Here is a 12399-nt window from a genome sequence, read left to right as displayed (position 1 = left end):
CAGTCTAGAAGGATTGCCTAGAGGGCTGTTATACCGCCCTCCAAACAAACTATTAATTAAAACTCTTCCCAGCCGTCATCATCTTCTACTGTTGGCTTAGGCAATGGTTTACTTTTAACGGGCGCTTTAGCCGGTGCTGTTTTCTTAGGTGAAGGGATCGACTTTCTTGGCGCGGCAATCTCAGCACGCTTAGCAGGTGAAGCCAAAGCCGAACGACGCTGAGGTACGGAGCCAGAGTCATCAATAATAAATTGACTCATGTTAGACGCTAGTTGATCCGCTTGGCTCAACAGACTTTCCGATGCGGCCGCCGCTTCTTCTACTAACGCCGCATTTTGCTGAGTCATTTCATCCATTTGAGACACCGCTTTACCAATCTCATCAAGGCCCGAAGACTGCTCAACAGAGGCGGAAGAGATTTCTGACATGATGTTGCTCACTTTCTTAATCGCCGACACAATTTCTTTCATGGTATCGCCAGATTTGTTGACCAGCTCATTACCTGTAGAAATTTTCGCACCCGATTCCGAAATCAAACCTTTAATGTCTTTCGCTGCATTCGCGGAACGTTGTGCTAGCGTTCGAACTTCTGACGCCACCACAGCAAAACCTCGCCCCTGCTCGCCAGCGCGAGCGGCCTCAACAGCTGCGTTCAAGGCCAAAATATTGGTTTGGAAAGCGATGCCATCAATCATGCCGATGATATCGGAGATCTTTTGCGACGACTCATTAATAGAAGCCATCGTCACAACAACCTGATCAATTAACTCGCCACCTTCCATGGCAACTGTTTCGGCATTACTTGCTAGCCCCGTTGCTTCTTTAGCATTATTGGAGTTCTGACGTACCGTGCTGGTTATTTGCTCCATACTTGAAGCGGTCTCTTCAAGATTGGCGGCTTGCTGCTCAGTACGACGAGACAAGTCTGTGTTGCCATTAGAGATTTCACGCGCGCCAGTGTAGACTGCATCAGAAGCATCCTTAATCTGAGCAATAATGTCGGTCATAGACATCAGTAGCCCGTTCACACCTTGGCACAATCCCAATAAAGAACCGGTCTTGCCATCAAGCGGTACGCGCTTGGTAAGATCATTTGAAACAGCGGCTTCAATGGCATCATTCACTTCTTCTACCGCCAACTGTAGCTGCTGTTCAGCCTCAACTTGAGCAGTAATATCCGTCGCGTATTTCACTACTTTATAAATATTGCCTAATGCATCACGAATAGGGCTGTAGTTCGCTTGAATCCAGATAACATAGTTATCTTTACGCACTCGTGGAAAACGGCCAACAAAGTGTTCACCATTGTTTAACTTACGCCAAAAGTCTCGATATTCTTCAGATTGGCGATACTCGGTATCCACAAACATACTGTGATGTTTGCCAACTACTTCATCAAGCGAGTAACCCAATGCGGATAGGAAGTTACTGTTGGCCGTCAATATTTTGCCATCAAGATCAAAAGAGATGACCGCCTGCGCATTAGAAATGGCTTCAAGTTGGCTAGCAAAATCTGCAGACTCATTTTTCTTTTCCGTAATGTCGGAAGCGAACTTAACCACTTTAAACGGTTTACCCTCCGCATCAAGAATAGGGTTATAACTTGCTTCAATCCAGATACGTTTACCTTGCTTGGTGATACGACAAAACTCACCAGATTGAAATTCACCACGCCCTAAATTAGTCCAAAAGTCTCGGTATTCATGACTGTGTCGATAGGCGTCATCAACAAAAAGACTATGATGCTTACCCACAACTTCATCAAGGGAATAGCCTAAGGCATCCAAAAAGTTATCGTTAGCAAAAAGAATGTTACCTTTAAGATCAAACTCAATAACCGCTTGTGATTTTGATAGCGCTTCAAGCTGTCCTCTTAAATTGGTCAACTCTGCCTGAGAAGCAATGACTTGCCCCTCTTCTAATGGTTTTGCAAATAAGCCTTTAAACATAATATTCAGCCTTCCTACCCATATTTGTTGTCACCTAAGTTGCAGCTTTATCTGCCTTAGGCAAAAAGCACCAAGTGGTAAAGTTGTTACCTAACTAGGCCGTTTCAAAAATCCCTAACTCATCACTTGAGATAAGCGCCTCAATATCCACAATAATCACCATGTGATCTTCCAAGGCGGCAAGCCCATGCAGATACTGACTGTCAAACGCCACACCAAACTCTGGTGCAGGTCTGATGTCGTCTTCTTCTAAATTCATTACATCGGAGACACCATCCACCACAATCCCGACAATACGCTCGTGAATGTTTAGCATAATGACGATCGTCCACTCGTTATACGTTGCTTCACCGATGCCAAATTTAATACGTAAATCAATAATTGGAACAATGTCACCACGTAAATTAATAACGCCTTTAATAAAGCTCGGCGCGTTGGCAATTTTAGTCGTGGTCTCATAACCGCGAATTTCTTTGACGGTCATAATATCCAAAGCATAGGTTTCATCACCTAAGACAAAGGTTAAAAATTCACGAGTTGGCATAGAAGAAACATTACCCTGCTGCTCTGACGGCATATGATGCGCCTCCTGAATCTGAACTGATAAATTGAGTCAAAGAATCGACATCAAGAATAAGCGCCACACCGCCATCTCCCATAATTGTTGCGCCGGCGACGCCTTCAACACGGCGATAATGGCGTTCTAAGCTTTTTATAACGACTTGCTGTTGACCAACAAGTGTGTCAACCACCAAACCGAAGCGGCTCTTAGCCGTTTCAACGAGTACCACAATACTTTGCGTTAAATCGAGTGAGTTAATACTTTCTGCTCGACCGCCGAGCCGTTTGCCAATATCAACCAAGGGCCAATACTCTTCACGAGCCCATAAAATCTTGCTGCCTTTGATCACTCGTATCTGGTCGTTCATGGGTTGAATGCTTTCGACAATATTCACCAATGGAACGACAAAGATCTGCTCTTCAGCTTGAACACACATACCATCTAAGATCGCCAGTGTAAGAGGCAAACTGATTACAAACTCAGTACCTATTCCTTGCGACGAAGTGATTTCAACACGCCCGCCGAGAGACTCAATGTTTCTGCGCACAACATCCATGCCGACACCACGGCCAGAGATATCCGTGACTTCAGCCGCTGTAGAGAAGCCTGGAGCAAAAATAAGTTGCCAAACCGCTTCATCGGTTAACGGATCAGGTAAATCAATCCCCTTCTCTTCCGCTTTGGCAACGATTCTTTCTCGATTCAAGCCAGCCCCGTCATCCAAAATAGAGATAACGATTTCTCCCCCTTTTTGAACGGCAGACAGCCTAACAGTGCCTTTTTCAGACTTGCCACTAGCGGCTCGAATCTCAGGACTTTCTATACCATGGTCAACACTGTTGCGTATTAAGTGAGTCAGTGGATCAGAGATTTTTTCAACTAAGTTCTTATCTATCTCAGTGCTCGCACCTTCAATAACAAGCTCAATCTGCTTCTCCATTTTGACCGACAAATCACGCACTAAGCGAGGGAAGCGGTTAAATACGAAGGAGATGGGCAACATACGAACTGACATGACGGCTTCTTGGATTTCTCGAGTATTGCGCTCTAACTCAGCCAATGCCGTCATCATTTTTTCAGCCATCGCTTCATGCACGTCTTGGCCAATAAGATTGAGCATTGATTGAGTGATCACCAATTCACCTACTAAATTCACCAATTTATCAATTTTGACGGTTTCAACTCGAATGCTGGTGGCTTCTGTGCTTTTCGCTTCAGGCGCATTTTTAGTGGGTGTTTTAGACTTTGTTGCAAACTTCGAAGGCTTCTGAACAGAATTAGCCGCTTGCGCGTTGCCATCACCGTTGGAATAAATCCCATAGCCATTGGCGTCATCAACTTTGTCTTGCGCTTGACGGGCTTTCATCTTCTCATCAAAGAAACCGTAGCCTTCATCTGATGACTGAGTATTCTTAGATTCTGCCGAGTCATTACGTAAAGGTTGATCCGCTTCGTCTGTAGTCATGTCTACATTAAGCGCATCATCATCTTGTTCAAAAAAACCAAAACCTTCTATTTCTTCATCGCTCTGACTTACTTCAGATTCTGTATCTTCATCAAAAAAACTAAAACCTTGATCGTCCTCTGATTCTGACGAGATATTCTCATCAAAGAAGCCAAAACCGTCTTCTTCGCCCTCAGTTGAACTCAGCTGAGTTAAGGGTTCATCATCAAAAAAGCCAAAACCTTGATCTTCATCTGGCTCTGTAACAGTGTCTTCGAAAAAGCCAAAACCTTCTTCCGCTTCTGTCTCAGAGTTCGAGCCATCATTCGAAGGTGCTTCAGTGGCGTTACCGACCGGTAAATCATTCGCTACGTTGGCCAGTTCATTCTCTAAACGCTGTTTGCTAACTTCTACCGTATCCCAATCTATCTCTTCATCATTACGGTAGTTGTTGAGAATATCTTTAAGTACATCTACCGTTTCGAGTAAGACTGTAATCAGTTCATTTGTTAATTCCAGCTCTTCATTTCGAGCTAGATCCAACATATTCTCCATGACATGAGTTAACCCTGTCATGGCGGTAAAGCCAAAAATTGCACTGCCGCCTTTTATAGAATGAGCGGCACGGAATACACTGTTAAGCTCCTCAATATCTGGAGCAACCACATCATAATCCAGCAACAATGTTTCCATTGTTTCTAAGTGCTCTTGTGCCTCTTCAAAAAAGGCATCATTAAACTGACTTAAGTTATCCATCTTACTCTCCGAGTAGACCGTTCCCGGTTCATTTCGTTAGCGCAAAACCTTCGATACAACTTCTAGCAGTTTTTTCGGATCAAATGGTTTTACCATCCATCCCGTCGCACCAGCAGCTTTACCTTTTTGTTTCATTGCATCGCTTGCCTCTGTTGTTAGCACAATCAGTGGCGTGCGAGAGTAAGCAGGCATTGCTCGTAATGACTTAATCAAAGTAACGCCATCCATATTTGGCATGTTTTGGTCTGTTAATACAAAATCGAATCGCTCAGCCTTGCAAAAGTTCAACGCCTCTTGGCCGTCTTTTGCTGCTTTGACCGAGTACCCTGCCCCTTTTAAAGTCATTTCAACCATTTGACGAACAGATGGTGAATCATCAACGATCAGCAGTTTCTTGCTCATAAAGCCCTCTAATATTTCAAACTAACATGTGTAGTGTTTATTTCTTGATCGTAGAAAAACGTTTTGCACAAAGAGGTGATCAATTTGATTCCACGTCCATATGCCGCTGTGTCATCAGCTGTTTCAATATTTTCTACTTTATAACCTGCACCGCTATCACCTAAAGAGATAAATAAAGTGTGTTCAATTTCATCCCACTTAACCTCTATCATTACTTTATCTGAGGGTGACACGTTGGCTTTTTTTTGTTCTCTCATTGAGAGATAGGTAATAAAATCTTCTTCTTTTAAATTTGACGGTATATTAAAAATACCGTGATCCACTGCGTTTACCAATAGCTCTGTTACAACAGTAAACACTTTTTGACAAAACTCTTTATTAAAACCGTAGGTGCTCAACAAATCTGACAAACTAAACGCGAACTTTTCGTTATTTAAAGAACTACCGCGTAATTCAAACGAAAAATCAAAACTGCCTGGTATCTGTAAGTCTTCAGGTTCCTCTTCCCTTAGCTCTTCTTGTATAAGTTCTAGATCTAACACCGCAAGGGTCATATCGTCGTGGTCGCTACTTTCGCCTTCAAACAGCTCATATCCGTGCATCAACGATAATAAACCATGAGAGTCATCTAGGTTTTTAGCAATGATGTCATAACCTTCACTAAATGGGATATTACGACCATCGATGACTTTGTTTTCGATTAACCCATCACTGAACAAGGCTATTTTTTTAATGTCGCTTAATTCAAAAGACTCCATTTTCGTACTAATTAAATCTTCTGGCAAAATACCGATAGCAACGTTTTTCGACGTAACTTTAGTTAACTCACCTGCTTTATCAAACATTAATGCCGCAGGCATCCCACCGTTCCAAACCTTCAAGCTATTATCTTTTGGCGAAATTTCAAGCAAAATAGCGGCAACAAAGCGGTTCTGAGGAATCGACTGATTATGCTTTGAACTCAACTCCCTCAAGATCGCACCCAATGACAATCCTTTGCTTACCATGGCCGCAAATGTTGACACCATAGGATAGATCGTCAGTGCAGCGGCCATACCGTGCCCAGTCGCATCGGCTAACATCACGATCAAGCTACCATTGGGCGCTTTAGCCGAAAGCAACATATCACCACAAAAGCGGCCAGAAGATCGAATAGCAACGTCTAATCCAGCAATCTTAGTTGTGTGAACTTTAAGTATGTGATTGTAGACGTAATGCGCCAACGCCTCTTCTTGCTCTTTTTCATGCGCAATTCTTTGATACATTTCATTTGCTTCGAACAGCGCTTTTTCCGTCGCATAGCTTCTAATAAAACTGCTGACTCGACTTGCTAGCAAGATTGGATGAACGGGTTTATTAATAAAATCACGCACACCCAAATCAAAAAACTCTGAAACACGATTTTGCTCATAGTCCCCTGTCATAATAAGAATAGGAACAAGAGGATGAGTCTCTCTCAGTGTTGCCACTAAAGAGGTAGAATCGCCATCAGGTAAATGCACATCAAGCAAAAACAAACAAATGTCATGCTTTGGAATAAGTGCTTCTGCCTCGGCAATATTTGCAGCAACAATAGAGTTAATGCCTTGTACTGTTAGAGACTTCGAAACAATTAATCGAGTACTGATATCATCTTCTAAAATTAGAACACAGTTTTCAGATGGCATTTAGTCGACCTATTCAAACTCAAACAAAGTATTGAAATTCGCCATTTCAAGAATGTCTTTAGCCGTGCCAGAAGCATTGCGAATATACCCTTTACCACCGACACCACTCAGCTTTCTACGAAGTAACACCATCATTCCTAATGCAGAAGAATCAACATAAGAAACTCTCGAAAAATCTAATACGATTTGATTTGTATCATTCAAAGCTTTTTCATAAGCTTCTGTGAACCATTTATGAGTACTAAAATCGAATCGCTCTGGAATGCTGATTACCGCTGATTGAGACATAGCGTTTCCTAAATAAATTAAAATAAATCGATATCGCCACTGGCCACATCTTGCTGCGAAACGGGGTTGTGACGTTCTTTACTTCGAAGCTTGATCATTTCTAGTTTGTCTTTCAGTACATGTTCAAGATCTTCAAAAGAAGAGTGTTTGATACTTTCTAGATGCTCGGTAATAAACCTTAATGTATCAATGGTGTACTCAACATTCTGACGGTTAATATCATCAAACTGGAGACCACGCGTCGCCGAGAAAATCGCCTCATCAATACTAGTAGCTAACCCATCCAACTCACTCGTAACCAATGAATCACTGCTCGCTTTTTCTACAATATGCTCAAGCACTTGCTGCATGGTACGTTTGGACTCCATGATATAAGTCACATCATGTGCCGCTAATTTCTCCATTGATCGAGTTAATTCAGTTACCTGATTTTGGATCTTTTGCAATTGCCCTTGTATTGCGACACTAAACCCTGCTGATCGATTAGATAGACTTCGAACTTCATCAGCGACCACCGCAAAACCGCGACCCGCTTCACCTGCTCGCGCCGCTTCAATGGCCGCATTCAAGGCAAGTAGATTGGTTTGTTCCGCGATGTCATCAATGTCTTTAAGCGCCTTAGTGACAACAGGCATTTCTTCATGAATTTCACTGACTTTACTTAACAAATCCATCGATTCAGCAGACATTTCAACGGTAGTATTAATAAAGCGATCTAAAGTCTCAGCTGTTTGATCAGCAAACTCTTGCATCACTTCACTATGGCTACGAGATCCATCATGACCATCATTAATCAATGAACGAATACACTCCGCTTGTTGACCAATTAGGCGATGAGTATCGTCAAATGAACTGCTTAATACATCGATGGCGCTTCGCTGAGTCGTCAGCACATTTTCAAGATCATCATTACAGATGTCTAATAGCGGTATTAATTCATCGTGGAATAACTTGTGCGCTTCCGTGTGATCGGCAGCAGATACGGTAGTATGAACATCCAAATCGGAGTCAGGTACTTGAGCAGTATTAGGACGGGCTAAAAAAACGAGCAAGCATCCAGACAAAAATAGGACAAAGAGCGCGGGCCAAAAGAAACCAGATAAAGCTAAACTGATCGCGACAGCGACAGCAAAAATATGTGTCAAAGACAACTTCAGCATAAAACAATCCTTATTGATCATTCATAGTTGCTAGGGGCTTCGCGCTGTTAGCAATCATGTAATCAAGCCAAATGCACCCTTCTAAACAAGAGTGATTATAAGCCATTCCTAATTCATTTCACCTATGACTAACGAATCATTACAATTTGTAAGCCCTTATTTTCTTTGCACTTTCTATTAGAGCTTACAAATATTACACACTGATTAACATCCTTAAACAATAGTAATCCTACTATTGTTGGGGTCATAATCCCTTATTTAGTACTGCCATGAAAAAACTTCACACCACTTGCATTTAATAAGCACATACTAATAAACAGATATAGTGACTGATTCATGCAACATACAGCGCATACAACTTATCTGATCCTTGCAACTATAAACTCATAATAAAGAAACCTAAATAATAGCTTAGTCTAAATTATCGTTTTTTAGCTTAAAAAAGTGGATTATAAATTTTCCCTTACATAATCGGGTCAAAAAACAACCTAAAAATAACTACATTGGCTTTAACTATTACAAACACATATCGGCTTCTTACATACAATCTTGATAATCCATTAATTTATTTTTAGATGACTGTCCGGAAATTATCAAGCCACTCAACCATGAGTGGTGCACTTATTATCTGAATTTGCGAGCCCATAAACCGGCATTTCAACTGATCGCTTTGGCTCAGAGAGCTTAAGCCTTTCGTGCATCACAGAATTTCCAATTTGATGCATTCAAAATTGACCAAAGCTACGCTCTAAATATGCCCCCCCCTCAAGCCGCGTGTTCGGCGGTGAAGAGCGTAAGCAGCATTAGAGCCGCTAACAAAAATTTCTAAGCCGCCTGCTCGGCGGTGAAGTTAAACTCTCACGGCGTCTACTACGTCACCGATTTCTAAGCCGCCTGCTCGGCGGCAAACAATGGATCGGTACAGGTCGAATTGCTATTGATTTTCTAAGCCGCGTGCTCGGCGGCGAACTAAACAAAGCCGTTCAATTCGCGTCAGCGTAATTTCTAAGCCGCCTGTTCGGCGGTAAAGTGACTGTTGCATACTACTACGACCCACAAAATTTTCTAAGCCGCCTGTTCGGCGGTGAAGGAAGCCATCGTCGGTAAATACATTTCTCTACATTTCTAAGCCGCCTGTTCGGCGGTGAAGAGCATATCAGCCATGTTTGAACGGCTCTCACCTTTCTAAGCCGCCTGTTCGGCGGTGAAGCAGATGGCGGCGGTTTCGTTAATTTGTTTGGTTTTCTAAGCCGCCTGTTCGGCGGTGAAGGCCAATGCTGGCCGGTGTATCGGTTATCGCTATTTCTAAGCCGCCTGTTCGGCGGCGAACATAAAGCTACAGAAAAAGAAAAACAGGATTGATTTCTAAGCCGCGTGCTCGGCGGCGAACTTGTTGCCGTCTGTGTTGTCCTGCTTGCGCTGTTTCTAAGCCGCGTGCTCGGCGGCGAACTCATTGGTGATACCTGATACAGCCACTTCATTTTTCTAAGCCGCGTGCTCGGCGGCGAACAAATGGAACAACACTTAATACCGCAGACTGGGTTTCTAAGCCGCGTGCTCGGCGGCGAACGGGCTATCGTAGCTTTGGTGAATTTGGTGATTTTTCTAAGCCGCGTGCTCGGCGGCGAACTTCAGAGCGCAATCAACACAGCTAAATCAACTTTTCTAAGCCGCGTGCTCGGCGGCGAACGGTGCCTTTATGTATGTAATTTACACTCAATTTTTCTAAGCCGCGTGCTCGGCGGCGAACGGGGTGCCAGTATGCTAAAAGATGCGGGGACATTTCTAAGCCGCGTGCTCGGCGGCGAACGGCATGGCAGGCGCTGTGGTGTCTGGGTTGCTTTTCTAAGCCGCGTGCTCGGCGGCGAACCAGGTCAGACTGCTGCGACTATCGTTGTTGAGTTTCTAAGCCGCGTGCTCGGCGGCGAACTTTCAGCTCAATATCAAACGTGTTGCGTGCGATTTCTAAGCCGCGTGCTCGGCGGCGAACAAGAGTTGTCGCCCATGGTATACGATGAGAATTTTCTAAGCCGCGTGCTCGGCGGCGAACTGAACAGCGTTTTAACTAATGTACTTACACAGTTTCTAAGCCGCGTGCTCGGCGGCGAACCAGGTGGAGGCAACCTTCTAACGGGGGTATTTTTTCTAAGCCGCGTGCTCGGCGGCGAACAGCCTGCTGGCTAATAATCTGTGAATTTGTAGTTTCTAAGCCGCGTACTCGGCGGCGAACTCAGCTAACCTAGGCAGGCTGAATGCCGAAATTTTCTAAGCCGCGTGCTCGGCGGCGAACATTGATAATTTAGGCGGGTACATTGTCAGCAATTTCTAAGCCGCGTGCTCGGCGGCGAACCCTTTGATTCCGTCGGTAACATGGTGCCAACATTTCTAAGCCGCGTGCTCGGCGGCGAACAGCGCAATGAATACTTTGGGCGAGCGCTCCGATTTCTAAGCCGCGTGCTCGGCGGCGAACATGCTGGCGTACCACGCCACCCTGCTACACTTGTTTCTAAGCCGCGTGCTCGGCGGCGAACACGAATCAATTTTTATGCCGTTAACTCGGTAGTTTCTAAGCCGCGTGCTCGGCGGCGAACCGAGCCAGTATTTGTTTTTTGACTCATCAAGCTTTCTAAGCCGCGTGCTCGGCGGCGAACGCTCAACAGCACCTTGAATTAATTGCGCGTCGTTTCTAAGCCGCGTGCTCGGCGGCGAACAATCGGGGTGTTTGGTATCCACTGATTGCGCATTTCTAAGCCGCGTGCTCGGCGGCGAACCTCGCACAGTCTATCGATATCACAACTGAATCATTTCTAAGCCGCGTGCTCGGCGGCGAACTGATATTAAATACGTATAACCGTCTTTTGATGTTTCTAAGCCGCGTGCTCGGCGGCGAACTCAACGGTAGCGGTGGTTATTCGCTACAGAGCTTTCTAAGCCGCGTGCTCGGCGGCGAACTACAAATGCCTTACACATCGCTGTCATTCAGCTTTCTAAGCCGCGTGCTCGGCGGCGAACCCACTGAGTAGCCAAGTTGTTATACTGGTACATTTCTAAGCCGCGTGCTCGGCGGCGAACATTAGGTTCCCCCAGTGAATTTGAATTGAACATTTCTAAGCCGCGTGCTCGGCGGCGAACATGATTCAGATTGATATTGATACGGCTCAATTTTTCTAAGCCGCGTGCTCGGCGGCGAACTGGTCTGAAAATCCAGCGCACGCACGACGTTCTTTCTAAGCCGCGTGCTCGGCGGCGAACCGGCGTTATGTTGTTAGGCTTTATTTTGATGATTTCTAAGCCGCGTGCTCGGCGGCGAACTGCGGCCGTTATTACTGGCTTATCTCTAGCGTTTTCTAAGCCGCGTGCTCGGCGGCGAACAAAGACTACCATCAATTCTTTCTATGTAGTCCTTTCTAAGCCGCGTGCTCGGCGGCGAACGGCAGAAGCGCAAAAGCCAGAAAACGTAAACGTTTCTAAGCCGCGTGCTCGGCGGCGAACTTAGCTTTCTATCTCTAAGCTCTTCTTGCGTTTTTCTAAGCCGCGTGCTCGGCGGCGAACGACCACGATTTGGGGAGCGTGCAACGCCAAGCTTTCTAAGCCGCGTGCTCGGCGGCGAACGAAGCGGTGCGCATTAGTGAGACAGCGATAGATTTCTAAGCCGCGTGCTCGGCGGCGAACCTAGAAGCCCCCGCATTTTCACCAACAGTCACTTTCTAAGCCGCGTGCTCGGCGGCGAACGTATTAACATGAATTACGGACGTATTAAAAACTTTCTAAGCCGCGTGCTCGGCGGCGAACACGCCAGCGTGTGATATGCGCGAGGTTTTTGATTTCTAAGCCGCGTGCTCGGCGGCGAACCTTGCCTCATGCGCAAGACGACGCCGAATCATTTTCTAAGCCGCGTGCTCGGCGGCGAACGCGGTGTTTGTGTCGCCTAAGGTGGCTGGTAATTTCTAAGCCGCGTGCTCGGCGGCGAACCCTGATTTGGAACTTGGCAATGCGCGCGCAGATTTCTAAGCCGCGTGCTCGGCGGCGAACTTTGAGGAATTTCTTTAGTAACACTAATAACTTTTCTAAGCCGCGTGCTCGGCGGCGAACGTTGGATTGACGCATACAGTTAAAACGAAAGATTTCTAAGCCGCGTGCTCGGCGGCGAACCTCAGCGCTGAACTTGTCG

The 12399-nt window shown here is 45.2% G+C and carries 7 protein-coding genes and 1 CRISPR repeat array (1 of these 8 only partly in view); all 7 genes read right to left on the bottom strand.

The window, feature by feature from the left end:
• Positions 1 to 56: 56 nt before the first annotated feature.
• Complete coding sequence (locus AYW76_RS07955) at positions 57 to 1949, bottom strand: methyl-accepting chemotaxis protein (protein ID WP_067218238.1); 1893 nt, start codon at positions 1947 to 1949, stop codon at positions 57 to 59.
• Between the two features lie 94 nt (positions 1950 to 2043).
• On the bottom strand, positions 2044 to 2526 hold the full coding sequence (locus AYW76_RS07950) for a chemotaxis protein CheW (protein ID WP_067036515.1): 483 nt from the start codon (positions 2524 to 2526) through the stop codon (positions 2044 to 2046).
• Positions 2504 to 4711, bottom strand: coding sequence for a chemotaxis protein CheA (locus tag AYW76_RS07945; protein ID WP_067218234.1), 2208 nt, complete (start codon positions 4709 to 4711; stop codon positions 2504 to 2506). The genes AYW76_RS07950 and AYW76_RS07945 overlap by 23 nt, the downstream gene beginning before the upstream one ends.
• 36 nt (positions 4712 to 4747) lie before the next feature.
• On the bottom strand, positions 4748 to 5113 hold the full coding sequence (locus AYW76_RS07940) for a response regulator (RefSeq protein ID WP_067036509.1): 366 nt from the start codon (positions 5111 to 5113) through the stop codon (positions 4748 to 4750).
• A gap of 8 nt (positions 5114 to 5121) precedes the next feature.
• Entirely contained in the window at positions 5122 to 6780 is a 1659-nt protein-coding gene (locus AYW76_RS07935) for an ATP-binding SpoIIE family protein phosphatase (RefSeq protein ID WP_067218232.1), read from the bottom strand.
• Between the two features lie 9 nt (positions 6781 to 6789).
• Positions 6790 to 7068 (bottom strand): STAS domain-containing protein, encoded by a 279-nt coding sequence (locus AYW76_RS07930; RefSeq protein ID WP_067218229.1) that lies wholly within the window; start codon positions 7066 to 7068, stop codon positions 6790 to 6792.
• A gap of 17 nt (positions 7069 to 7085) precedes the next feature.
• Positions 7086 to 7742 (bottom strand): methyl-accepting chemotaxis protein, encoded by a 657-nt coding sequence (locus AYW76_RS19650; RefSeq protein WP_231872574.1) that lies wholly within the window; start codon positions 7740 to 7742, stop codon positions 7086 to 7088.
• A gap of 1308 nt (positions 7743 to 9050) precedes the next feature.
• Positions 9051 to 12399: a CRISPR direct-repeat array (repeat unit 28 nt; unit sequence TTTCTAAGCCGCGTGCTCGGCGGCGAAC) (it continues 822 nt past the right edge of the window).

Origin of the sequence: Marinomonas gallaica (assembly GCF_001639745.1) — a bacterium.
Classification (GTDB): Bacteria; Pseudomonadota; Gammaproteobacteria; order Pseudomonadales; family Marinomonadaceae; genus Marinomonas; species Marinomonas gallaica.
The sequence above is the reverse complement of the archived record's forward strand: the minus strand, read 5'-3'. Positions and strand labels throughout refer to the sequence as shown.

Excerpts from the sequence above, each read along its gene's own strand:
- AYW76_RS07945 (WP_067218234.1), bottom strand. The coding sequence starts at position 4,711 with ATGGATAACTTAAGTCAGTTTAATGATGCCTTTTTTGAAGAGGCACAA.
- AYW76_RS19650 (WP_231872574.1), bottom strand. The coding sequence starts at position 7,742 with ATGGATTTGTTAAGTAAAGTCAGTGAAATTCATGAAGAAATGCCTGTT.
- AYW76_RS07955 (WP_067218238.1), bottom strand. The coding sequence starts at position 1,949 with ATGTTTAAAGGCTTATTTGCAAAACCATTAGAAGAGGGGCAAGTCATT.
- AYW76_RS07930 (WP_067218229.1), bottom strand. The coding sequence starts at position 7,068 with ATGTCTCAATCAGCGGTAATCAGCATTCCAGAGCGATTCGATTTTAGT.
- AYW76_RS07940 (WP_067036509.1), bottom strand. The coding sequence starts at position 5,113 with ATGAGCAAGAAACTGCTGATCGTTGATGATTCACCATCTGTTCGTCAA.
- AYW76_RS07950 (WP_067036515.1), bottom strand. The coding sequence starts at position 2,526 with ATGCCGTCAGAGCAGCAGGGTAATGTTTCTTCTATGCCAACTCGTGAA.
- AYW76_RS07935 (WP_067218232.1), bottom strand. The coding sequence starts at position 6,780 with ATGCCATCTGAAAACTGTGTTCTAATTTTAGAAGATGATATCAGTACT.